The following is a 22,135-nucleotide window of genomic DNA, read 5'->3' as shown; positions in this document are numbered from 1 at the left end:
TGCCATATTTATATAGAAGGTTAAGGAGAGATATAGCGATGATTCTGGAAGCAGCCGTACTGCATATTAAACAGGGCCAGACCCGCGAGTTTGAAGCGAGCTTCAAGGAAGCGTCAAGCATTATTGCAAGCATGAAAGGTTACATCAGGCATGAGCTTCAGTCCTGCATCGAGAATGACCACCAATATATTCTGCTTGTACACTGGGAGACTCTTGAGGACCATACAGTCGGCTTCCGCGAGTCTCAGCCCTACCAGGAGTGGAAGGCGTTGCTGCATCATTACTATGACCCGTTCCCTGTTGTCCAGCATTATGAACAAGTTCTGTTAGACCGTTAAGCTAGAAGCATAATAACAATGAATAGGAGAGGGGAATCCTATTGCGTTATTTAAAGGCATTCATCATGCTGTCTCTCCTTCTGTTCTTCCTTACCGCATGCCAGGCGAGTACCCTTACAGACTCTGATCCCTCAGATCAAGGAGCAAGCCATGCGGCTAACGATCGGACTGCACAGGCTGCAGAGAACAATCCAGCCGCTATTCAGATATCTGGACCGATGACGGTTTCCCATAATTCACTATTCTCTTATTTGGGCGTGGACATCGATCTGGATGTGGCGCTGATTGAAGGCAGTTACTATGAGGATTGGAATCCGGGGGCACTTATGGGGCGGAATTGGCAAGGAAGCTTTCAATTCGTCATTCGTGATGGTAGCGGTAATGTATTACGGCAATTTGATATCGACCGTTCGTTTTTTCAGCAGGTGAATGAGATCTTCGAGCTGTCATTCGCGGACTATAACGGAGATGGAGATATTGATTTTGCGCTTGGACAATATGGAACCAGTAATGGCAATTACTATCAGCTTTATACGATCAGAGAAGACTATTCGATAGAGAGATTGGATATCGCCGATCGACAGCACTTATTCGCAAGCGGCGGAAGCCGTCATGCTATCGAATTCGAGCCATGGGGAGATGCTGGCTTCAAGCTTGAATACTACGACAATTCTGCCGGAAAGACGTTCACCAATCATTATGCATGGACGAATAACCACTTCAAATCCGCTTCGGAGCAATAGAAAGGAAGAGAGCCATGATGATTCGTGTATGTGAAACGAATGAAACGGCGGCCATTCACGCCATTATTAACGATGCGGCGGTTGCCTACAAAGGCAGGATTCCGAATGACCGCTACCGCGAACCCTATATGACCATGTCAGAGCTTGAACGGGAGCTGGAGGAGGGAGTTCGGTTCTGGGGCTGCACGGATGAAGGCGGTGAACTGATTGGTGTGATGGGACTGCAGGATAAGGGAGAAGTCAGTCTGATACGCCATGCTTACGTCCGAACGACGGCCCGTAATCAGGGCGTAGGCGGCAAGCTGCTGCATGACTTGCTGGAACGTACAGCTCAGCCAGTATTAATCGGCACATGGGCGGATGCAAGCTGGGCGATTCGATTTTTATGAGAAGCACGGGTTCCGGCTTGTCTCTGCCCAAGAGAAAGAGAGATTGCTTCGATTATATTGGAATGTTCCCGACCGGCAGATTGAGGAATCAGTTGTACTGGCTAACCAGCCGTCAATCGGATGTTAGTTTATTGCGCAAAGGTGTGAACAAGCTGCAATGAAAAGCAAAATATATCTGTCCATCACAATTCTGATCGTAGCTGTTGCTGCGCTGCTCATGTACCAATATCACCGCCCGATCGCCATCGAGCAGACTTATCAGGGCATTGTCTACGACGCGGACTTGAACTTTATTGCTCCGGATACCGTCTACTTCAAAGGAGAGCGATCACGGTTCCTTTTCGCCAAAGACAGTATTAAAGGAACGTTGACTTCAGGAGAGAGGACGTATGACGTTCTTCTAAAAGAAAACAGAGCATCTTATTTCGCCATATTAACCGAATTGAAGGGCAGTTCGGTTACAAGCCTAGGCACGATGTATTTGGCCACCGACTTTAAGCATGTGTGGCTGCAACTTAAAGACTTCAGGGAACGTTATCCTGTAGAACACGGTTACTTTGTGAACGGGGCAGCAACGATTGAAGAGGCCCAAGACATCGCCAAAAACCTATTGGAGGAACCAAACAAGTAGGAGGGATTCTTATAATTGGCCATTCCGTTCAAGAACCATCGGATAGGATAAGTCGTATCCGCGCGGAGGAGAAGCAGTACCATGATCAATGCTATGGGCAGCACAAGCTATTCGAGCCGGGATCTTGGCTGCATTCGCCGGTTCAGACGGTGCTGGAAATCCTGCCGGAGCTGATTCAATCGGATGCGATGCGGGTACTTGATCTAGGGAGCGGCGTCGGTCGCAATACGATTCCAATTGCCGGTTACTTGAAGGCTTTCAATGGGTCGGTAGTGGCCGTGGATATGCTAAGCTCAGCCATAGAGGGTCTTATGAATTACAGCCGCATTCATCAAGTTGACTCTAACATAGAAGCTGTACAGTCGGACATTGAAAGCTACCGCATAGAGGCGGAGAGCTTTGACGCCATTATTGCAGTATCTGCTTTAGAGCATCTGAGATCAGAGGAAGAACTGAGGCGCAAGCTTATGGAGATGGTTACAGGCACTAAGCCGGGCGGCATTCATTGCATCATTATTGGCAGCAATATACAGGAAATATCTATTCGAATGAATGAAACGCTTGATCCCATGTTCGAGATCAATATGTCGACAAAAGCGATGCGTGAACTTCTTGATCAGACCTATCATGGCTGGGAGACGATGAAGCGGCTCGTCAAACCGCTTGTTTTCGAGATTACTAGAGGGGATGAGCCAGTCAGACTGTCCTCAGATTGCGTTACTTTGGTCGTTCGAAAGCCGGTCCAATAGATTGTGACTATAAAGGAGAGCAGACATGTATCAGACTTTCATATTCGACGTAGACGGCACATTGATTGACACCGAAAAGGCAGTGCTCGGATCTCTGCAGAAGATGTTGATGCTTGATTACGGACAGCATCTGGAGACGGAGCAGCTGACATTTGTGCTTGGCATCCCAGGAGCGGATGCCCTGCCTCGTTTTGGAATAAAAGATATAGATCGGGCGAATGAGCGTTGGAATGAATACATGGTTGATTTTGCTCATACGATCCATGTATTTAACGGCATTAAGGACTTGTTGGCTGCATTAAATCTTGAAGGCGTTATGACGGGTATCGTTACATCCAAAACAACAGAGGAGCTTCATGCGGATTTCGTCCCGCATGGACTGATGGGTGAACTGCACCATGTAGTATGCGCAGACGACACGGCAAGGCACAAGCCTCATCCTGAACCTCTGCTTAAGTTTTTGGAGCTGTCCGGAGCAGATCCGGCTGCATCCTTGTACATTGGCGATACGATCTATGACGCGCAATGCGCGCGCGATGCCGGAATCGACTTTGCGCTTGCCCTGTGGGGCTGCGGCAATCCGGATACCATCGAAGCGAGATATAAGCTGAATTCTCCAATCGAGCTATTAGAATTAATAAATAGAAGGGAGCTTGCGGAATGATCGTACTGGAAGAAAAATTCGCTTTGCCTTCAAAAGGCATCAATTACATGCTAGCATTGCCTGAGGCTTGTGAAGGGGATGATGCGGCAGAATGGCCGCTCGTTTTGTTCCTGCATGGTTCCAACCGCCGAGGAGATGACATTGCACTTTTGCGAGATTACGGATTGAACACGAGAATTCAAGCTGACAACGAATTGCATTTCCTCATCCTTTCACCACAATGTCCGGGCGACTCGTCATGGACGGATGAAATGGACGATATCATGCTGCTGCTGGAAGATATTCTGGTTCGCTATCCGATTGACCGGCAGCGTGTGTATTTAACCGGTTTCAGTATGGGCGGACACGGCGCCTGGTATTATGCTGCGCATCAGCAGGGGGTATTCGCGGCAGTATCGCCACTTTCGGGCTGGTTCAATCCCGACCAGGCAGAGCTTCTAAAGGACATTCCCATCTGGGCATTCCATGGCGACGCCGATGATATTGTTCCTTACGAAAGAACGCACGAGATGGTCGAAGCGTTAAAGGACATCAATCCGCAAATACGGTTGACCACTGTTCCAGGTGAGGGGCACCGTATCATGCATCATGCCTACGATCAAGATGAATGGGTGGAGTGGTTATTGTCCCATAGGCTTAAGGTATAGACTTTTCCATCAGCTGCTCCTTCTACATAAGCAAAAATGCAGCTTAAAGCCGCTTTTAAGCAGGTTTCAACTGGTTTGCACAACAGCCTGTCCACATCTGCCCAAAAATCGGTTATAATGATGAAGAATCCATAAAGAAGAAAGTGGGAGCAGCATGGGTCGTAAATGGAACAATATTAAGGAAAAGAAAGCGTCCAAGGACGCAAATACAAGCCGGATATACGCCAAGTTCGGCGTTGAAATTTATGTGGCCGCCAAGAAAGGCGAGCCGGACCCTGAGTCCAACCGTGCTCTTAAAGTGGTGCTTGAGCGTGCCAAAACATACAACGTGCCGAAAGCGATTATCGATCGCGCGATTGATAAAGCCAAAGGCGCGGGAGACGAGAACTACCAAGAGCTGCGTTACGAAGGTTTTGGCCCGAACGGCTCAATGGTCATTGTAGACACGCTGACGAATAATGTGAATCGTACAGCACCTGCTGTACGCTCTGCATTCAACAAAGCGGGAGGCAGCATGGGCGTGAGCGGCTCTGTAGCTTATATGTTCGATGCGACTGCTGTTATCGGTGTATCGGGCAAATCGCTGGACGAAGTGATGGAGCTGATGCTGGAATCCGATGTTGACGTTCGCGATATCGTCGAGGAAGACGAGTCGGTTATCGTCTATGCGGAGCCTGACCAATTCCATGCCGTTCAAGAAGCATTCAAGCAAGCGGGCATTACGGAGTTTGACATTGCCGAGCTGACCATGCTGGCCCAGAACTATGTCGCAATGCCGTCCGCTGAGAGCGAGGCGCAATTCGAGAAGCTGATCGATGCGCTGGAGGATCTGGAGGACGTACAACAGGTATATCATAACGTGGAGCAGGAAGACTAATTTTTTCTCCCATGAACAAAGCCGCGACGGTTGTCGCGGCTTTGTTGGCATTCAATTATTGTATACATCGAAGTCAATGTATGTCCATCTGTTTTTATTTGTGTGTTCGAGGTAAATAATTTCTTCGTGTACCATTGGTTTCTGTTCTTCAGAATTCCCATTCTTTTCATTATAATGAATTCTTATTCGTATGTAGACAGCTGCATATTCATCATCCATGTAGATTGCTTTTGATTCTAACAATTCATGTCTAGGTAAGCTCCCCATTTCCATTCTTAGTTGATCCTCAAAGCTTATCCAAGGCATGCTTTTATTCCATCGTTCAATAAATTTGGGGGAATACGTGCTCATTGCAGCTGCTACATCTTTTCCATCATAATTAGCCGTATAGTGAAAGGCCACGTCATCAAGAAGTATTTTCACTTTATCAGGGTTCGATTCAACAAGAGTTTGTGCCAATTGATCGTAGTTTCCAACTGAAATTGTTTCTTCATCTTGTTCCAATTGACTTGTTAATCGCCATTGTCCGTTATTGTTGGTGAAGGAGAATTCAAATACCTTTTCAATATATACTGCTGGCGTTTCAGCATTATAGCTTACAACGGCCAATGCATCTGTAACGGATTCATATATGATTTCGATCACTTTGAAGTCAGTCATTTTTTCCAATACAGTTTGACGGAACTCATAAAACTCTACTTCTTTCGGAGGAATGTCTGGACTAAAAATATCAATTAGATCTGTACTTCTTGTAAAATAAGCTTCGACAAGATTTTCTATATCTATATCATTTGAGAAGTTCATAGTTTGGAAGGATAGCAGGTTGTTACTTTGATCCATATGAACTTGAGTAATTAATAATTTTTCAAAAATAGCGAGTGGAATATATGTTCTTTGTTTTATTAATACAAATGGATATTGACTATGATAGATACTACCAGCTGTTAAGACAGTATTCTCATTGATAAATAATGTAAACGCATTATTTTGGATCTCAAACTGGATACTTTTATCATTCTCATTATAGAACAATTCATATTCAAGCCCTTCGAACACGCTCCTCAAAGGAACATAAATCATATCATCCCGATAAACAGCTTCCGCATCAGGAAGAACCAAGTCATTCACAGCAATAGATAAGGATTTTTTTGTAGCGGCGTCGCTTTTCTGGGGAAATAACGTTACGATTAAGCTTAAAGCAAGCAGGATGAACAAGGGTTGCAGTTGTTTCAAAAGAGTCTCTCCTTTTACAAGATATTCAACTTTATAGTTATCGGCATATTCCGCTTTATAAAATAGTACAGGAGGCGTCCATTATGAAAGCTATTGTGCAAGATCTGGCAACGAATCGTCTGATCATTGGGGAAGCGGCAGAGCCGGATTCAGCCTATGGAGAGCTGCTGGTTGAGGTCAAGGCAACTGCGCTTAATCGTGCCGATTTGCTGCAAAAACGGGGGCATTATCCGCCGCCGGCAGGCGCTTCTCCGATTCTGGGTTTGGAGATGGCGGGCATCGTTCTGGAGGGGGCAGGCCCATGGAAGCCCGGCGACCGCGTCATGGCCTTGCTGCCGGGCGGCGGTTACGCGGAGCGTGTGCGCTTGCCTGCCGGCATGGCGATGCCGATTCCGCAAGGCCTCACTTATGCTCAGGCAGCGGGCATCCCGGAAGTATTCCTGACCGCTTACCTGAACTTGTTCCGATTAGGCCGCCTAGAGGCCGGACAGTCCGTGCTGGTCCATGCGGGAGCAAGCGGCGTAGGGACGGCTGCTATCCAGTTGGCGAAATCGGCAGGCTGTTTTGTGATCGCGACTGCCGGCTCTGCAGCCAAGCTGGAAGCTTGCTTGGAGATGGGCGCAGATGCAGCAATCGATTATAAAGAAGGGCCGTTTCTGCCCAAGGTGATGGAGGCTACATCCGGCAAAGGCGCAGATATCATTATGGATTTTGTCGGCGAGTCTTATTGGGAACAGAATCTGGCCGCGCTTGCTCTGGACGGCAAGCTTATCATCATTGGCCTGTTAGGCGGCGCCAAGGCGAAGGAATTGAACTTGTCACAGCTTATCGCGCGCCGTTTGCAGATTATTGGGACTTCGCTCAGGACATTGTCGGCTGACCGCAAGGAAGCATTGACTGCGGAATTCGCAGCGCGCTTCTTGCCGCTTCTGGCAAGCGGGAACATCTATCCTGTCATTGATTCGGAATGGGATTGGAGCCGGGCAGAGGAGGCGCATGCCTATATGGAGAGCAATCGCAATATCGGTAAAATTATTTTAACGGTATCCTAATCCGCCGCAAAATCGATGACATCCAACCTGTCACCAATTATCCGATATACTGAAGGCACATAGGAGGAATTCAAGGTTGAAACGATCGGACAGGCTTATGGCCATACTTATTACTTTGCAGCAGCGGCCGGCAACCGCACAATCCCTTGCTGATAAGCTGGAGGTATCGAAAAGAACCATTCTTCGCGATATGCAGGCGCTTGCCGAGATCGGGATACCGCTGTACGCGGTGTCCGGCCCTTCCGGCGGTTATCGCTTAATGGAAGGGTATTCGCTGCCGCCGCTGCACTTCAGCTCGGAAGAGGCACTTGTCATTCTGTTCGCGCTGAATGCAGTGACGCGGTTGACCGATACGCCGTTCCATCAGGCCAGATGGACTGTCATGGACAAGATCCGTTCCACGCTGCCGCCAAGCATGCTGGAGGAAGTCGAGCCCGTGCTGAACCGGCTGGAGATCGAGATTCCGGACCGGCCGCAGCGCACGCGACTGCTGGACCAACTATTGGCTTATGCCGCGGAATCGTCCTGGATTCTGGCGCATTACCGCTCGGAGAAGCATCAGCGATGGCTGCATATGCGGCCCATACGGGTGTATATGGCCCATGGCTTCTGGTATTGCGAGGCTGATTCGCATGAGCATGGCGAGCAGAGGAGCTTTCGCGTAGATCGATTTCTGGAGCTGCAAGCGGCGCTGCCGCCGGAATCTGCTGCGTCTGTACCGGTTAAGGAACACGCCAATTCGGATCAGGCGCCAATCCCGATTCATGCCAAGCTGACCTATCGCGGTGCTCTGCTTGCAGAGCAGGATATGCATGTCGGGCATTACGTCAGGCAGATCGATGATGACGAGTGGGAGCTGCGATTTGATTGTCCGGCGAGTGAGCGGGATTGGGCCGTCAAGTTCTTTTATGGCATGGGGATGGATGCAACTATTCTGGAACCGGATGAACTGAGGCGTGATTTGTATGAGCTGGGCTGCAAGCTGGCCGATCGGTATGCCCGGCCTTGAATTCCTTTTAGAGCAAAGGGAGGCGGTTAAGGATGATCAATCAATCAAATGTGTTGGAGAAAGCAAGAGCGTTCATCTATCAAAATGCGAGATTGCTGGATCGCCAGCGGTTCGCTTATTGGTTCGAAGGCGGGAGCCAAGAGTGTGTCCTGCAGGCGCTGGCAGCGTATCAAAACCAGGATGGAGGGTTCGGACATGCGCTGGAGCCTGATATTCGTTGTCCGCAGAGCCAGCCCGTTCCGACTGAGCATGCGCTCATCATGATTGATGAGTTGGAAGCATATGACTCGGAGTTAATGGATGGGATAATACGTTATCTGAAAGGTATCACACATCCTGAGGGCGGCTTTCCGCTTGCCTACCGCAGTCTGCTTGCCTATCCGCATGCGCCATGGTGGATCATAGAGCGGGACGACGTGGCCAACTTGAATCCGACAGGCCATATTCTCGGGCTGCTGATGAAGCATCCGCGCTGGCCGGAGTGGGAGAAGGTAGAATGGATTCAGCGGAGTATGCGTTTCGTCTGGGAAGCCATGGAGAAGCCTGAACCTGGCGAATATCATGAAGGCGTTCAGTGGGTGTCTTTCCTGGAGCATGCGCCTGTTACACCACAAACCTCGCTGGCAAAGGAAAAGCTGAATGCGTGGCTGGCGAAGGACGGCGTTATCGATCGTAATCCGAATGCAGAGGGTTATGTGCAGAAGGTCATGGATTGGGTAACTGCTCCAGACAGCTATGCTGCATCCTTCGTTACGGAAGCCGAGCTGGATGAGCACTTGGATGCTTTGATCCGGCAGCAGTCGGAAGACGGCGGCTGGCCGATCAGCTTTCCGGCGGCAAGTCCGCTTGGCGAGCTGGAATGGCGCGGAGCGCTTACGGTAGATCGGCTCAGAACACTGAGAGCATTCGGCAGACTATAACATTTTGCCGGCTGGTTGTGAAGTACTGCAAACTTTTATCGCCTTCATTCATGGGCTGATCACGGCTGTCTCATCTACAATAAGCACAAGGTTGTCAATATCATTCACAAAGAGGAGATGAGCCAAATGGAAGATATTCGTTACCCGATAGGTACGTTCCATCATGATGGAGAGATTGACGCAGCCCAGCGGAAGAGCTGGATCTATGAGATCGCTTCATTGCCTGAGCAGCTTGGAGAGGCGGTCTCTGGCTTGTCTAGCGAGCAGCTCAGCACGCCGTACCGTGATGGAGGATGGACAGTCAGGCAAGTCATCCATCATGTCGCGGACAGCCATATGAACGCCTACATTCGCCTGAAGCTGGCGCTGACGGAGGATAACCCTGTCATTAAGCCGTATTATGAGGATCGTTGGGCTGAACTTCAGGATACTGAGCTGGAGCCTGTGGAGACATCGCTGGCATTGCTGGCCTCGCTGCATCGCAGATGGACGACGCTTCTGCAATCTCTGCCTGGGGAAGCTTATGGACGCACGTTCTATCATCCGGAGCAGGGGACATCGATCCCGCTCGATGTGAACCTGGGCATGTATGCCTGGCACGGCCGCCATCATCTCGCGCATATCGTTCATTTGAAACATCGCAAAGGCTGGTAGAGAGTCTCTCGATGACCATGAAGAGTATGAAAAATATGATATAATTTCATTATATTTTATACTTTGCAATGTATTGTCGATTCAGCCGTAGACTGGTCAAAACCTATCCTTTAGAATGAATTTCTAGTATATAAAAAGGGTGGGTGGAGACATGAGTGAAGTAGAGTTGGAGTTGGAATCCAGGGTCATTGAGGGCGCGCTTGATGCGAGTCCCGGCTCGGTCGATATGGATGAAAGCCAGCTGATCAAGCTGGACGCTCATATCCAAGGTCTTATGGCTGCCGAGAAGCTGCAGGGCGGCAGCTACCTGGTCGCAAGACACGGCAAGATTATTGCCTGGCGTTCCATGGGGGCATTGACCGGCACGACTGGCAGGGGCGAATTGCTGCCGGATGCGATTATGAAGATTTCGTCTATTACGAAGGCTTTTACCGCAGCAGCTGTCGTCAAGCTGATTGAAGACGGCAAGCTTTATCTGGACCAGCCGGTTGCGTCGATTCTGAAGGAATTCGACAACCCGATGCACGGGAACATCACCTTGTTTCACTTGTTGACGCACACCTCGGGGCTTTCGCCGGTTACCGGCTATTATAACGAGCCGTATCCTCGCCCATGGTGGGGAGAGGACGGCATGGACGGCTGGATCGCCAAGCAACTGCAAGGGACGCTTGCTTGCGAGCCGGGCACAGCCTACAACTATTCGGGGGCCGGGTTCATGCTGCTTGGCGAAGTGATTCGCCGCGTATCCGGCCAAAGCTATGAATCGTATATCATCGACAATATTATTTTGCCGCTGAAGCTGCGCCGCACCTTCTTCCAAGTGCCGGAATACTTGCACGGCGAAGTATTGACGATCACGCAATATGATCTGGACGCGTTGAAGGATCAGGAAGACGAGGATCTCCGTTACCCGCCGAGATCGGCCAGCGGCTTATACTCGACCCTATATGATCTGTGGAGATTCAGCCAAATGCTTCTGAACGGCGGCGCATTCGAAGGAACTCGCATTCTGGGACGGAAGTCGGTCGAGCTTCTCACGAAACGCCATCTGTTCCAGATTCCCGCTTTCCATTGGGGCGGCAAGGTGAAGGATAAGGGCCACGCGCTCGGCATTGATCTCGCCATTGATCATATGTCTTACGAATCTATCGGAACGTACCAGATGGAGGGGGCCGGCAGGTCAGCCATGTTCGTCGATCCTGTTGAGAAGCTGGTCGTTACGTTTTTTGTGCCATCCGTTTATTCCTGGGTGCCGGAATCGGTGCTCGGCACCAAGCAGATTATTTGGTCGAGTCTGAAATAGTGCTGGAATAGGTCTGTTTGCAGCCAAGCTCAATGCAACAGCAATTAACGGCAATTAGTCTGCGAATTAACGGGCTTTTACATTATAGTTGAATAGCGCAACCCTTCATCTTGAATAAGCCCCCTCGCCTGAGGGGGCTTATTATCGTTACTCCTTATTTGAACGATTGTCATAGGTGAAGCCCGGCATTTTCACAACAGGCCATTTTTCTTTGCGGAGATGGGACAGGAAGTCTCCACCTACATTCAAATTGCTTGCCACAAGATCTTGCGGAGTTAGTGCAAGCCATTGATTAAGCGACACGTCGGCGAATCGGTCGCTCTTGAACATTTCGAGAAACCAAAGCGTCTCCGTCCCGGTGTTCTGAATATAATGTCCGAAGGCAAAAGGCACATAGCCGACGTCGCCGGCGCGAACATCAAATGTGCGGGCATTGCCTTCAGCGCCGAATACAGTCATCTGGCCTTGCCCTGTCAAATAATATTGCCATTCATCATTGTTGGGATGCCAATGCAGCTCTCTCATAGCTCCAGGCTGAATCTCGACCAGCGCAGCCGCTATGGTCTTCGATATGGGAAAATTGCTGGAATCGACTATGCGGACACTGCCCCCAGGCGTCTTCAGCGGCGGCTGTGCCAGCAGCTTATGCGTAAAGGGTTCAGGAATTTCACCATATGGAGACTGAACCGCGTCAGTGGCAAGTGGGCCTGGCACGTTTCCTTGATAAATGTACACTTGGTCACGCGGTATGGAGGCGAGTTCCGATTCCGGAATGCCGAAATTGGCGGACAGCACTTCCTTCGGCGTATGGGCGAACCAATCCGTGAGCGACAGCGTATTCAGATCGGAGAAATGCCCGTCGTCGAACACAAGCAGAAATTCGCAGCCATCCTCCAGCCCTTGTATGGAATGCGGAATGCCGGGAGGGAAATACCATAGATCTCCAGGGCCGACATCGGCAATAAAGTTCCGGCCGTTCTGATCAACGGCTGTAATTCTGGCGCTCCCAATAAGCATATACGACCATTCCGCCTGCTGATGCCAGTGCAGCTCGCGTACGCCGCCTGGTGTCAGGCTCATGTTGACGCCGGCCAGTGTGGTAGCAATCGGGAGCTCTCTAATCGTAATCTCCCGCGACCAGCCGCCTTGGTTAAGCTGCATATGCGTATCCGAGAATGAAAACCTGACATTCGGTATGAGTCCGTTATCCGTAACCGGCGGGACAAGCATATCCGGATTTTGCCGATCTCTCATTATATCTCGCGGGCCTCTGTCGATGCCGCCGGCCCCGTCGCTCCTGATAGGCTGGGGAATGGCCTCAGAAGAAGGAATTCCGGAATCCGGCTGTCGACGCTCCTCACTCATGCAAGCTACCTCCTTCCATGTTCGCTAAGCTCCGCGCGCAGTCCGATTGTGTCCACGAAATACGGAACGTAACGACTTTGTTTCCGTATGGTTATGTATGGGTAGAATGAAATAGACGCAAGAAGCTGCGGATTGAGGGAGTTTGGGAGAAGGAGAGAAGGAAGATGAAGAAGTGGAGCTTGACTTTATTAATGGCATTAACAGTGTTCGTCGCATCCGGCTGCGGTATATTGGAGAGCGTCAATCAGGGCGTTAATTTTGCGACTGAAACGACGGAATATATGAATAAACTCGAAAGCTTTACTCAGGATATGAACGGACTGGCCGAGCAAGCCTTAACGGATCTGGATGCCAGGACGGATCTGAAGAACCGGCTGCTGACACTGAAGGATCAGATTATGAACTATAAGAACCTGGAGGTGCCGGATTATGCCAAGGATCTTCATGCCAGCATCGTAGGTTATAACGAGAAGCTTCAGCAAGGACTCGATCAGGCTCTAACCAACATTGAGCAGGGCAGAGCTGCATTCGAATCAACAGGCATTCCAGACACCGTAGGCAAAATTAACGAGTTGCTTGGTCAATTGAATGCACTCAATCCTAGCTGACTAAATTGGAGCCTCCAAGGCATGACCTGGGGGCTTCTTCTCTTGAGGCCAAAAGGAAGGGAGAGCGAGACATGTCCTGGATTGCGGTGCAGTCCTACTATAAAATCGAACGAATCTTAACGGGCACTGAAATGAAAACAGTCAAAGAACCTCGGCAGATGCTGCTGTATCACGACCGCCTTGAGACGAAGCGGCGCAGCTTTCCGCTGCAAGAGGTGCATGATCTCTCGTATCGGCCGCTAGGCGACGGGGGAGGCATGCTGTATGTGCATACCGGCCATGGTGTTTACCCGTACACGGTGCCAGAGGACCCCGCCGCATTTATCGAGACGTTTAAGATCTATACAGCCGATCTTTGAGCTTAAAAGCTTAATTCAAGGATGCGGAATGTCGAGAGAGAAAAGGGCTGATTTTACAGCATTTAGACAGGTTTGATGGACTTAGTCACTTCCAGCGAGTCAAGGTTGCCAACCGGAGCCGGCCACGTTACAATGTGTGAGGGCCTCACGGAGGCATTATTTGCGAGGAGAGTGCTATCGTCTTGTCATCAGCTTCATTATCATCAGCACAGCATCCGTCATCCTACCGATTGCTGGTGCTTCTGCTCGTAGTAGTCGTTGCGGGTATGAGCCAAGGCATGTTGTTGCCTTTATTATCAATTATGCTGGAGGATGCCGGCGTCTCGTCAGATCTGAACGGCATTAATTCCGCTGCGATGTACATTGGCATTTTCTGTACGATGTTTTTCATTGAGAAGCCGGTGTTGCGGTTTGGCTATAAGAAAGTCATTGTGGCAGGCATTACGCTGGTCACGCTGTCCACCTTGTTGTTCCCGCTTACTCACTCATTGGCAGCATGGTTCGTGCTGCGCCTGATCGTCGGCGTGGGAGACAGTGCCTTGCATTATGCATCGCAGCTCTGGATTGTGAGCACTGCGCCAGCCGATCGACGCGGCCGCTATATCTCCCTTTACGGGATGTCGTACGGTCTTGGATTCAGTATCGGACCGCTGGGCATTAATCTGATGCCGCTCGGCAGAGCTGTTCCGTTTCTTGTTTCCAGCGTTTTCTTTATTACGGTACTCCTGTTGGTGCTGCGCACGGCGAATGAATGGCCTGAGCGGGCAGCCAGGGGAGCTAAGACGGAGAACCGGTTCCTGACAACCTACCGGGTGGCATGGTTCGTCCTTATTCCCGGTTTCCTGTACGGTTTAATGGAATCGTCTATGAACAGCAACTTTCCGCTGTATGGCATGCGCATCGACATAAGCCAGCACTGGATCTCGCTGCTGCTGCTGTCATTCGGCATAGGAAGCCTTATTCTTCAGCTGCCGCTTGGCATTTGGAGCGACCGGGTCGGCCGTAAGCCGATTCTCATAGCATGCGGCATGATCGGTGCAGTTGTTTTCCTTGCCATTCCCGCGGCAGGCAATGAGATTGCATTGCTATTCGTACTCTTTGCCTTGGCGGGGGGAGTAGTCGGTTCATTCTATTCATTGGGACTGGCATATGCGGCAGATTTGCTGCCCAAGTCCATCTTGCCTGCCGCTAACGTGATCGCATCGATTCACTTCAGCATAGGCAGCATATTGGGGCCAACGATTGGCGGATTCGGCATTCGTTATGTTTCGACCCATAGCATTTTTCTGTTTTTGGGGACGGCATTCCTGGCGTTCGCGCTGCTTGGTTTTCTGTTCAGACCAAAGCGGCTGCCAGTTGAAGGTTGATTGAAGGGGCTAATATGAAGTGAACTGGGGGCGTTCTTATGCCGAGTGAACAATCTTCCGCATCCGGCTTTCCTAAGCTGGCAAAGCCTGCTCTGCGGGCTCTTGCACATGCAGGTTATACCGGGCTGTCTCAGCTTTCCGGCGAAAGCGAAGCCGAGCTGATGAAGCTTCACGGCATGGGGCCTAATGCCATGGCCGTGATTAAGCAGGCTTTGGCTGAACAAGGCATGAGCCTGCAGCCGTAGGAGATTTGCATTGTGGCAAAAGGGGCTATTTCAAAAGTAAGTTGGCTCACTATATACAGTTTGCCTAAACAATGAGATTAGCTTAAACCAAAAATGACGATGCGAAGGAGGTATCCTTGCATCGTCATTTTTGGTTTAAGATTCACGTCTGCTATCCTCAATGCATTATGGGTGAGCGAAAGTCGCCCGACCTTTAGCTTTCCTTAGAAAAGCCTCGAAGCCATAAAACGTCTGAATCTCCGGTAATTTTTAATTTGCCGAAATATACTCCACAGCTCCATCATCCTTCGAACCGCTGAGTGCGGAGAATCTTTACAACCCTCGCTGCCCTTCACAGCCTTCACTGTGAAAAGATGCTTACACATTTCATATCGACTTTCTGTCGTTTCCTTCGTTCATAGTGATTCCGTTGCCGTCAGGTAAGGCAACGTACAGACCTCCGCACAATCAACCGCTTTCGCATCGAAAGTAAAGAAATTGCGCTGGAAGCCGTCTTCTCAGTCATGAAACGTATCCTTTTGGGACAATCTCGTGGGAGCCGATGAGAAAGCTGATCTGCAAGCCGTAAAACATAGCTTAGCGCGTGCTAACTGGGTGGAAGGTAATCTGTTAGCCGAGAAACTCGGCATAGAGCGTGCGAGCAGGGTGGAAATTGATCTGCAACCCGAGAAACTCGGCATAGAGCGTGTGAGTATGGCAGAAATTGAGCTGCAGGCCGAGAAACTCGGCTTAGAGTGTGTGCGTGGGCCGGAAGTTGAACTGCAACCCGAGAAACTCGGCATAGAGCGTGCGAGCAGGGTGGAAATTGAGCTGCAGGCCGAGAAACTCGGCTTAGAGTGTGTGCGTGGGCTGGAAATTGAACTGCAAGCCGAGAAACTCAGCATAGAGTGTGCGAGTAGGGCGGAAACTGAGCTGCAGGCCGAGAAACTCGGCATAGAGCGTGTGCGTGGGCTGGAAATTGAGCTGCAAGCCGAGAAACTCGGCATAGAGTGTATGCGCTGAGCGGAAAGTCTGCTACCAACCTATACTTTATTTTCCTTTTAGCTCAGCCCCTTTTGGGCTAGCTCCTATTTAGTTGCCACGCAGCTGCTGCAACGGAGTCGGAGACTAGTGTTGCCATCCATACATAGGCTTGATGTGACCGGACGTTCGGCATAGCTCGATAAGATGATAGATTCCGCTTAGCTGAAGCTGGATGCGGCCATGCAGCACATGCAAGGCTTCCTCTGTCACTTCCTTTGCTTTCTCGACATCATGATGCTCAACCGCTTTGACAATCGCGCGCATACGGTCCAGCAAGTATACAGTGCGGCGCAAGGTTCGTATAAGCAGGATTTGCCGGATTTGCGTAGCGCCGAATATCCGGTAGCCGTTCTCCGGATCTCGTTCGGGTATGATCAATCCTTCTTTCTCCCAGTGGCGGATGGCCGATGCCTGGACATTCGTGTAGGCTGCCGCTTCGCCAATGCTCATTCGTCCCAGCCGCTTCTTCCCGCGGACAGGAGGGAGATCGGGCTGCTGAAGGAGCGCTAGCGTCTGATCAGCGACCGTCTTCTCTTCATGCAGCAAAGCTTGTTCTCTGTTAACCAGCCAAAAAGCGGCGTTAATATCTCCATTCATGACATGCTTCAGCGTCTGACAAGTGACGCTTACCCCGAAGCCGGGGAACATGGCCCGCAAGCAACGAAAGTATGCGGCATGAACCTCCGTATAGAGACGATAGCCGTTCTCTGCTCTCTCCGGACTTGGAATGACGCCCCACGACTCGTAATGTCGCAAAGCGCTTGTACTGATGCCAAGCTCCCGGGCAATATCGATGGGGCGGTAGAATCGCACAAATTGCACCGTCCTTTGTCAAAAAAAGTAGATTTCTACTATAGCAGACAGAGCCACGCTCAGCAAGCCTTCATTTCAAACCTTAAAGTGCATAAATAATCTTAATAACGTTTGTATCCCGCTTCATAGTAGATCAACTTTAGCACTTGCATGAATGTAGTATGATGGATCGTATCCACATTGAAAAGGAGAGTCCGAATATGAATCCGAGACGTGTAATCCTAAGTGCTGAATTGTATCAAGAACTCGCTCGCGTGAACGGAATGCCGGTGAAGGAAGAAGCTCAGCTCCAGAAGGCTTTGAAACATTCCCTGTACGGCATAGCCTTGTTGGGAGAGGAGGAAGAAGCGATAGGTATGGGACGTGTGGTCGGAGACGGAAGGTATACGTTTATGATTGCGGATCTCATCATGCATCCCGAATATGCTAATGCAGAGCATACGCTAGCCGTCCTGAACGACTTGATGGCATATATCGAAGCGAGTGGGGCAGATGGCGCGGAGATCACTCTCATGTCCGACGTGCCGTCCATCCCCCTTTACCAGAAGCAGGGCTTTGCCTACACCTATCCCAACAAGATCAGCCTAAGCCGGACGCTATAAATGACGGTCAAGTAATTGGACATTGACAACTTCTAACAGCGCTATTAAACTTGATAAAAATCATGGCCCGCACGAGATTAGGCTCCTTCCCGCAAGGGAATGGAGCTATTCGATTAGGCGCTGGGGAAAGGGGGAAGCGTGTGAGCTTTACGGAATTGCTGCAAGAGGATTTGAACCGGCCTCATCCCGGGTTTTTGCAGGATGAAGCTGCTTATCAGTTGTTTCATACGATTGTCCAGGGCAATTGTGCGCACAGATTGAAGTCGGAGGACGGCAATCTGATGTATGCACAGTCGGTGGACTACAAAGGCTGGTTGTGGCTGTCGAAGAAGCTTACAGAGAAGGATCGCGGGCAGCGAATTGAAGCCTTATGCGGCTTGCTTGGGGCCAATGGCCTGCCGGGCATTATATCCGATCCGGAGACCGCCGAACAATTCTCCATCGCCTATACAAGCCGGCACGGATTGAACTGCGAAGTCGAAATGAGCATGGAGGCTTATGCTTGTCCCCACGTCAGAATTGTCAGCGGGGTAGCTGGCGAATCACGCCTTGCCGGAAGTCACGATATTCGCAATGTAGCGGAATTTCTGGCCGGCTTCTCCGAAGATGCTTATGGCATTGCCGTTGATGCTGAGAGTCAACTGCCGGGAGCGGAGCGATTAATTACGGCTGAGAACCTGTATCTATGGATGGTAGGCGAAGAGATGGTCTCTATGGCCAACATTGCTCAAAGATCGCCGAGACATGCTCGCATCAATGCGGTCTACACGCCACGCAGACACCGGAAGAAAGGATACGCAAGCGCGCTTGTAGGCGAGCTTACCCGCAAGGTATTAAATGAGGGGCTTACGCCGATGCTGTATGCGGATTTAAGCAACCCCCATTCCAATGGCGTCTATCGCAGCTTGGGCTATCGCGAGCAAGGGAAAATCACGGATATTCGATTTTATTAATAGCATTAACTATAGGGACGAACAAATGCGATCGAACAATCATTTTTAATTGACAAAGGAGCAGCACATGCAGATCAAAATCGGAGTTATCGGCACTGCGTCCATCATAGACAAGATGCTTTCGGTGATGAAGGCATTTCCAACCTTCGTGCCTGTTACGCGCGTGATCGAGCATGAAAGCGAAGCGCCTGCCGCTGCTTTGGAGGTTAGCGGCGAGGTAGAGGTGCTTCTGCTCTCCGGGCCACTCGCTCATCGTCTTGTGAAGGAACAATTGCAGCCGTCCATACCGGTTCATTATTTGCCGTTAACAGGCGCCGGATTGTATAAGGCGTTATTCCGCGCGATGCAATGCGGCAAGCTTCAGGGCGGCATATCTGTCGATACGCTGACCAAAACGATCGTGACACGAACATTAAAGGATCTGGGTCTGGAGCATACGCGCATCGTCGTATATGACGGTCCAGCCTATGCATCTCCGGATAAGCTGGTTGCCTTTCACCAGTCCCAGTTCGCAGAGGGCCGCTGCTCAGTTGCCTTCACTGGCATCGAGCATGTCGCCCGGCAGCTGGAGGCGAGGCAAGTGCCCAGCGAGTGGCTGCTTCCGTCGGAGCAAGACATGACCGTAACGCTGGAGAGGGCATTGCTGTCCACGGAATCCCGCCGCAACAAGGAGGCGCAGATTGTGGTCGGAATGATTAATGTCGACGACTTCGGCAAGCTTGTGATGCAGCGGCATAATGAGCATGAAGTGCAGAAGCTGAAGCTGGATATTCACCGGATGGTGCTGGGCTATGTGGAATCGCTCGACGGCTACTCGATGTCGCTTGGCGGCGACGAGTTCCTGTTCTTCACGACCCGCGGGATCTTCGAGCGGGAGACGGGCGGCTACAAGACCATTCCGCTGGCCAAGGATGCGAACAAAAGCTACGGGATATCGCTTAGCGTAGGCATCGGCTTCGGCGTGACGGCAAATGCTGCCGGTACCAATGCGAGAGCCGCGCTCCGCAAAGCGAAGGAGGCCGGAGGCAATACATGCTTTATCGTCAGGGAAGATGTGACCGTCATCGGACCTCTGGAGATGGCTGATCCCGTGCAGGCCATTCTTGCTCCTACCGAACCCGCGCTCATCAAGCTGGCGGAGGATTCCGGGATGACAAGCGCTTATTTAAGCAGGCTGCTGGCGAATACGAGCAAATTCGGCAAATATGAATACAAGGTTCATGATCTGGCTTCCGTATTGGGCATATCTGTACGAAGCGCGCACCGGCTGCTGCTTCTGTGGATTGACAACGGCCTTGCCGAGATTGCCGGCATGGAGAAAGTGCCGAAGGGAAGGCCTCGCCAAATCTACCGTTTTCCATTTCTGATGGACAAGTCACAGCAATAAGCTGAGGCTTGTCTTTTTTTATAGCCTATTTAAAGTCATTTAAAAGACTTGTCTTTATATCGAATCGGGACGTATCATGGGGGTAACGACAACCAAGGAGGCACGAAAAAGATGAAAACGATTGCGGAATTGGAAGCAAAGCTGGCGCAGCCCTCAGAAGCATTGATACAGGACCTGGCAAAGGTAGACGGTGATTTAATCCTGCTTGGAGTCGGCGGGAAAATGGGGCCTAGCCTGGCGAGGCTCGCGATGAACGCGATTCGCGAGGGCGGACTGAACAAGCGTGTCATCGGAGTATCGCGGTTCTCCAACAAGGAAGCCCGGTCAGAGCTTGAATCATCCGGCATCGAGACGATTTCCTGCGAGCTGCTGGACAATGAAGCGCTGTCGGCGCTGCCGGACACTGCCAACGTCATCTATATGGCGGGCAATAAGTTCGGCACGACGGGCAATGAGCATTTCACATGGGCGATGAATACTTATCTTCCTGGCAGAGTCGCTGAGAAATTCAAGGATTCCCGTATCGTCGTCTTCTCCTCCGGCAACATCTATCCGTTCTCACCGGTTAGCAGCGGCGGCGCGAACGAAAGCATAGCGCCGGACCCGCTTGGTGAATATGCGCAATCAACGCTCGGCCGAGAGCGGATCTTTGAATATCACTCGCATCGCAATGGCACCCCCATGGTGATGTACCGGCTTAACTATGCGATCGATATGCGTTATGGCGTGCTGTTGGAGCTGGCAAGAGCTATCCATGAAAGCCGCGCCATTAACCTGTCTATGGGGTTTGCGAATGTCATCTGGCAAGGCGATGCCAACTCAATGGCGATCCGCTGCCTGACGCATTGCTCCAGCCCTCCAACGATAATGAATATTACAGGTCCCGAGACGGTATCCATCCGCTGGGCGGCTAGCGAGCTTGCGAAGCGCCTTGGCAAGGAGGCGCTGTTCGAAGGGACGGAATCGGAGACGGCGCTGCTTAACAATGCGTCGAAGTCTCATCAGCTGTTTGGCTATCCTAGCGTCTCCTTGATGCAAATGATCGATTGGACGGCGGATTGGGTGCTTCAGGGCGGAGCAACTTGGAATAAGCCGACACACTTCCAGGAACGAAAGGGGAAATTCTAGATGTCCGCACAACAATTATCGCCAGAGCTGCTGGCCGCGCTTCATGATGGACTGGTTATTCCGGCGCATCCACTGGCGCTTGATGAGAACCGCAAGCTGGACGAGAAGCATCAGCGGGCATTGACCCGTTATTACATCGCCTCTGGCGCAGGAGGCATTGCGGTCGGCGTTCACTCCACCCAATTCGAAATTCGCGATCCGGAGCATGGGCTTCTCGAGACCGTGCTTCGGATGGCAGCGGAGGAAGTGGACAGGGCAAAGCTGGATCGCCCGTTCATCAAGGTGGCTGGCGTCTGCGGCGGCACGGAGCAAGCGGTTAGCGAAGCGCAAACAGCCTTGGCGTTCGGTTACGACGCTGCGCTGCTTAGCATGGGAGGGCTCTCTGGCTGGAGCGAAGCCGATATCTTGAAGCGGACCGAGCAGATTGCCGCCATTATGCCGGTCATCGGATTTTATCTGCAGCCGTCTGTCGGCGGACGTATCTTCACCTACAGCTTCTGGCGAGCTTTTGCCGACATCCCGAATGTAGTCGCCATTAAGATGGCGCCGTTCAACCGTTATCAAACGATTGATGTCGTACGGGCGGTCTGCTATTCGGAAAGAAGGAACGAGATTGCGCTTTATACCGGCAATGACGACAATATCGTAGCGGACCTGCTTACGACCTATCGCTTCCAAGTTGACGGGAAGATCGTCGAGAAGCCGATTGTCGGCGGATTGCTCGGCCATTGGGCAGTATGGACGCAGAAGGCGGTGGAGCTGCTGGAAGAGATCAAATCGGTTCGCGGCGTAGGCGTCATTTCGAAGGAATGGCTCACCCGCAACATTCAAGTGACAGATTCCAATGCGGCGTTTTTTGATCCGGCGAACTATTTTGAAGGGTGTATTCCCGGCATTCATGAAGTGCTTCGCAGGCAAGGCCTGCTCCAAGGAACCTGGTGCCTTAATCCGGACGAGAAGCTGTCTCCGGGTCAATCGGAGGAGATTGACCGGGTGTATGAACAGTACCCTCACCTTCATGACGATGCGTTCGTAGCAGCCCATTTGGAGAAGTGGCTGAGCAACGGCTGACGCAC

26 protein-coding genes are annotated in these 22,135 nt (G+C 51.0%); 23 read left to right on the top strand and 3 right to left on the bottom strand.

Features of this window, described 5'->3' with window-relative positions:
* Positions 1–38 precede the first annotated feature (38 nt).
* The 8 genes from D3P09_RS21865 to D3P09_RS21830 all read left to right on the top strand — a co-directional run bounded on the left by D3P09_RS21865 (position 39) and on the right by D3P09_RS21830 (position 5,038).
* Positions 39–338, top strand: coding sequence for an antibiotic biosynthesis monooxygenase family protein (locus tag D3P09_RS21865; RefSeq protein ID WP_120113548.1), 300 nt, complete (start codon positions 39–41; stop codon positions 336–338).
* 41 nt (positions 339–379) lie between these two features.
* Positions 380–1,081 carry a hypothetical protein gene (locus tag D3P09_RS21860; RefSeq protein ID WP_120113547.1) on the top strand — a complete coding sequence of 234 codons (702 nt, stop codon included), beginning with the start codon at positions 380–382 and terminating at the stop codon, positions 1,079–1,081.
* 14 nt (positions 1,082–1,095) lie between these two features.
* Entirely contained in the window at positions 1,096–1,470 is a 375-nt protein-coding gene (locus D3P09_RS21855; RefSeq protein WP_243644387.1) for a GNAT family N-acetyltransferase, read from the top strand.
* A 157-nt stretch (positions 1,471–1,627) separates the two neighbouring features.
* Positions 1,628–2,101, top strand: a complete 474-nt coding sequence (locus D3P09_RS21850) for a hypothetical protein (RefSeq protein ID WP_120113546.1) — start codon at positions 1,628–1,630, stop codon at positions 2,099–2,101.
* A gap of 149 nt (positions 2,102–2,250) precedes the next feature.
* Entirely contained in the window at positions 2,251–2,850 is a 600-nt protein-coding gene (locus D3P09_RS21845; RefSeq protein WP_243644386.1) for a class I SAM-dependent methyltransferase, read from the top strand.
* 25 nt (positions 2,851–2,875) lie between these two features.
* Positions 2,876–3,514: an HAD family hydrolase gene (locus D3P09_RS21840; protein WP_120113544.1), complete on the top strand. Its 639-nt coding sequence runs from the start codon at positions 2,876–2,878 to the stop codon at positions 3,512–3,514.
* The gene (locus D3P09_RS21835; protein WP_120113543.1) at positions 3,511–4,161 is read left to right on the top strand and encodes a carboxylesterase family protein; all 651 of its coding nucleotides are present in this window, start codon (positions 3,511–3,513) and stop codon (positions 4,159–4,161) included. Before D3P09_RS21840 ends, D3P09_RS21835 begins: the two co-directional genes overlap by 4 nt.
* A gap of 154 nt (positions 4,162–4,315) precedes the next feature.
* On the top strand, positions 4,316–5,038 hold the full coding sequence (locus tag D3P09_RS21830; protein WP_120113542.1) for a YebC/PmpR family DNA-binding transcriptional regulator: 723 nt from the start codon (positions 4,316–4,318) through the stop codon (positions 5,036–5,038).
* A gap of 51 nt (positions 5,039–5,089) precedes the next feature.
* On the opposite strand, the gene D3P09_RS21825 is transcribed toward D3P09_RS21830, so the two are convergent.
* A complete protein-coding gene (locus tag D3P09_RS21825) occupies positions 5,090–6,271 on the bottom strand; it encodes a stalk domain-containing protein (RefSeq protein WP_120113541.1) in 1,182 nt (393 codons plus the stop codon).
* Positions 6,272–6,354: 83 nt separating this feature from the next.
* Between D3P09_RS21825 and D3P09_RS21820 the strand changes: the two genes are divergently transcribed.
* From D3P09_RS21820 to D3P09_RS21800, 5 genes are all read left to right on the top strand, one after another.
* A complete protein-coding gene (locus D3P09_RS21820; protein ID WP_120113540.1) occupies positions 6,355–7,323 on the top strand; it encodes an NAD(P)H-quinone oxidoreductase in 969 nt (322 codons plus the stop codon).
* Positions 7,324–7,399: 76 nt separating this feature from the next.
* The gene (locus D3P09_RS21815; RefSeq protein WP_120113539.1) at positions 7,400–8,332 is read left to right on the top strand and encodes a helix-turn-helix transcriptional regulator; all 933 of its coding nucleotides are present in this window, start codon (positions 7,400–7,402) and stop codon (positions 8,330–8,332) included.
* Between the two features lie 32 nt (positions 8,333–8,364).
* Positions 8,365–9,252 carry a prenyltransferase/squalene oxidase repeat-containing protein gene (locus D3P09_RS21810; protein ID WP_120113538.1) on the top strand — a complete coding sequence of 296 codons (888 nt, stop codon included), beginning with the start codon at positions 8,365–8,367 and terminating at the stop codon, positions 9,250–9,252.
* Between the two features lie 126 nt (positions 9,253–9,378).
* Positions 9,379–9,906, top strand: a complete 528-nt coding sequence (locus tag D3P09_RS21805; RefSeq protein WP_120113537.1) for a YfiT family bacillithiol transferase — start codon at positions 9,379–9,381, stop codon at positions 9,904–9,906.
* 151 nt (positions 9,907–10,057) lie between these two features.
* Complete coding sequence (locus D3P09_RS21800) at positions 10,058–11,209, top strand: serine hydrolase domain-containing protein (RefSeq protein ID WP_120113536.1); 1,152 nt, start codon at positions 10,058–10,060, stop codon at positions 11,207–11,209.
* 147 nt (positions 11,210–11,356) lie between these two features.
* On the opposite strand, the gene D3P09_RS21795 is transcribed toward D3P09_RS21800, so the two are convergent.
* Complete coding sequence (locus tag D3P09_RS21795) at positions 11,357–12,574, bottom strand: oxalate decarboxylase family bicupin (protein ID WP_120113535.1); 1,218 nt, start codon at positions 12,572–12,574, stop codon at positions 11,357–11,359.
* Between the two features lie 164 nt (positions 12,575–12,738).
* Between D3P09_RS21795 and D3P09_RS21790 the strand changes: the two genes are divergently transcribed.
* The 5 genes from D3P09_RS21790 to D3P09_RS21770 all read left to right on the top strand — a co-directional run bounded on the left by D3P09_RS21790 (position 12,739) and on the right by D3P09_RS21770 (position 16,155).
* Positions 12,739–13,182 carry a DUF6376 family protein gene (locus tag D3P09_RS21790; RefSeq protein ID WP_120113534.1) on the top strand — a complete coding sequence of 148 codons (444 nt, stop codon included), beginning with the start codon at positions 12,739–12,741 and terminating at the stop codon, positions 13,180–13,182.
* A gap of 71 nt (positions 13,183–13,253) precedes the next feature.
* Positions 13,254–13,541 carry a hypothetical protein gene (locus tag D3P09_RS21785; protein ID WP_120113533.1) on the top strand — a complete coding sequence of 96 codons (288 nt, stop codon included), beginning with the start codon at positions 13,254–13,256 and terminating at the stop codon, positions 13,539–13,541.
* A 182-nt stretch (positions 13,542–13,723) separates the two neighbouring features.
* Positions 13,724–14,908, top strand: a complete 1,185-nt coding sequence (locus D3P09_RS21780; RefSeq protein ID WP_279387142.1) for an MFS transporter — start codon at positions 13,724–13,726, stop codon at positions 14,906–14,908.
* Positions 14,909–14,946: 38 nt separating this feature from the next.
* The gene (locus tag D3P09_RS21775; protein ID WP_120113532.1) at positions 14,947–15,153 is read left to right on the top strand and encodes a helix-hairpin-helix domain-containing protein; all 207 of its coding nucleotides are present in this window, start codon (positions 14,947–14,949) and stop codon (positions 15,151–15,153) included.
* Between the two features lie 531 nt (positions 15,154–15,684).
* A complete protein-coding gene (locus D3P09_RS21770; RefSeq protein WP_120113531.1) occupies positions 15,685–16,155 on the top strand; it encodes a hypothetical protein in 471 nt (156 codons plus the stop codon).
* 105 nt (positions 16,156–16,260) lie between these two features.
* On the opposite strand, the gene D3P09_RS21765 is transcribed toward D3P09_RS21770, so the two are convergent.
* Positions 16,261–16,989, bottom strand: a complete 729-nt coding sequence (locus D3P09_RS21765; RefSeq protein WP_120113530.1) for a MerR family transcriptional regulator — start codon at positions 16,987–16,989, stop codon at positions 16,261–16,263.
* 200 nt (positions 16,990–17,189) lie between these two features.
* Between D3P09_RS21765 and D3P09_RS21760 the strand changes: the two genes are divergently transcribed.
* The 5 genes from D3P09_RS21760 (at position 17,190) to D3P09_RS21740 (ending at position 22,130) form a co-directional block, all read left to right on the top strand.
* Positions 17,190–17,591 carry a GNAT family N-acetyltransferase gene (locus tag D3P09_RS21760; RefSeq protein WP_120113529.1) on the top strand — a complete coding sequence of 134 codons (402 nt, stop codon included), beginning with the start codon at positions 17,190–17,192 and terminating at the stop codon, positions 17,589–17,591.
* 140 nt (positions 17,592–17,731) lie between these two features.
* On the top strand, positions 17,732–18,544 hold the full coding sequence (locus tag D3P09_RS21755) for a GNAT family N-acetyltransferase (protein ID WP_165867537.1): 813 nt from the start codon (positions 17,732–17,734) through the stop codon (positions 18,542–18,544).
* Between the two features lie 67 nt (positions 18,545–18,611).
* Complete coding sequence (locus D3P09_RS21750) at positions 18,612–19,931, top strand: hypothetical protein (protein ID WP_120113527.1); 1,320 nt, start codon at positions 18,612–18,614, stop codon at positions 19,929–19,931.
* A gap of 111 nt (positions 19,932–20,042) precedes the next feature.
* Positions 20,043–21,059 carry an NAD-dependent epimerase/dehydratase family protein gene (locus D3P09_RS21745; RefSeq protein WP_120113526.1) on the top strand — a complete coding sequence of 339 codons (1,017 nt, stop codon included), beginning with the start codon at positions 20,043–20,045 and terminating at the stop codon, positions 21,057–21,059.
* Complete coding sequence (locus tag D3P09_RS21740; protein WP_120113525.1) at positions 21,060–22,130, top strand: dihydrodipicolinate synthase family protein; 1,071 nt, start codon at positions 21,060–21,062, stop codon at positions 22,128–22,130.
* Positions 22,131–22,135: the final 5 nt, after the last annotated feature.

The sequence above is a fragment of the Paenibacillus pinisoli genome, from assembly GCF_003605435.1.
Taxonomy (GTDB): Bacteria; Bacillota; Bacilli; order Paenibacillales; family Paenibacillaceae; genus Pristimantibacillus; species Pristimantibacillus pinisoli.
This window is presented reverse-complemented; position numbering and strand designations above follow the sequence as displayed.

What these genes read in the sequence shown, in the direction of transcription:
- D3P09_RS21865 (WP_120113548.1), top strand. Translation starts at nt 39, where the DNA reads ATGATTCTGGAAGCAGCCGTACTGCATATTAAACAGGGCCAGACCCGC.
- D3P09_RS21855 (WP_243644387.1), top strand. Translation starts at nt 1,096, where the DNA reads ATGATGATTCGTGTATGTGAAACGAATGAAACGGCGGCCATTCACGCC.
- D3P09_RS21850 (WP_120113546.1), top strand. Translation starts at nt 1,628, where the DNA reads ATGAAAAGCAAAATATATCTGTCCATCACAATTCTGATCGTAGCTGTT.
- D3P09_RS21840 (WP_120113544.1), top strand. Translation starts at nt 2,876, where the DNA reads ATGTATCAGACTTTCATATTCGACGTAGACGGCACATTGATTGACACC.
- D3P09_RS21835 (WP_120113543.1), top strand. Translation starts at nt 3,511, where the DNA reads ATGATCGTACTGGAAGAAAAATTCGCTTTGCCTTCAAAAGGCATCAAT.
- D3P09_RS21830 (WP_120113542.1), top strand. Translation starts at nt 4,316, where the DNA reads ATGGGTCGTAAATGGAACAATATTAAGGAAAAGAAAGCGTCCAAGGAC.
- D3P09_RS21820 (WP_120113540.1), top strand. Translation starts at nt 6,355, where the DNA reads ATGAAAGCTATTGTGCAAGATCTGGCAACGAATCGTCTGATCATTGGG.
- D3P09_RS21810 (WP_120113538.1), top strand. Translation starts at nt 8,365, where the DNA reads ATGATCAATCAATCAAATGTGTTGGAGAAAGCAAGAGCGTTCATCTAT.
- D3P09_RS21805 (WP_120113537.1), top strand. Translation starts at nt 9,379, where the DNA reads ATGGAAGATATTCGTTACCCGATAGGTACGTTCCATCATGATGGAGAG.
- D3P09_RS21800 (WP_120113536.1), top strand. Translation starts at nt 10,058, where the DNA reads ATGAGTGAAGTAGAGTTGGAGTTGGAATCCAGGGTCATTGAGGGCGCG.
- D3P09_RS21795 (WP_120113535.1), bottom strand. Translation starts at nt 12,574, where the DNA reads ATGAGTGAGGAGCGTCGACAGCCGGATTCCGGAATTCCTTCTTCTGAG.
- D3P09_RS21790 (WP_120113534.1), top strand. Translation starts at nt 12,739, where the DNA reads ATGAAGAAGTGGAGCTTGACTTTATTAATGGCATTAACAGTGTTCGTC.
- D3P09_RS21785 (WP_120113533.1), top strand. Translation starts at nt 13,254, where the DNA reads ATGTCCTGGATTGCGGTGCAGTCCTACTATAAAATCGAACGAATCTTA.
- D3P09_RS21775 (WP_120113532.1), top strand. Translation starts at nt 14,947, where the DNA reads ATGCCGAGTGAACAATCTTCCGCATCCGGCTTTCCTAAGCTGGCAAAG.
- D3P09_RS21760 (WP_120113529.1), top strand. Translation starts at nt 17,190, where the DNA reads ATGAATCCGAGACGTGTAATCCTAAGTGCTGAATTGTATCAAGAACTC.
- D3P09_RS21750 (WP_120113527.1), top strand. Translation starts at nt 18,612, where the DNA reads ATGCAGATCAAAATCGGAGTTATCGGCACTGCGTCCATCATAGACAAG.
- D3P09_RS21745 (WP_120113526.1), top strand. Translation starts at nt 20,043, where the DNA reads ATGAAAACGATTGCGGAATTGGAAGCAAAGCTGGCGCAGCCCTCAGAA.
- D3P09_RS21740 (WP_120113525.1), top strand. Translation starts at nt 21,060, where the DNA reads ATGTCCGCACAACAATTATCGCCAGAGCTGCTGGCCGCGCTTCATGAT.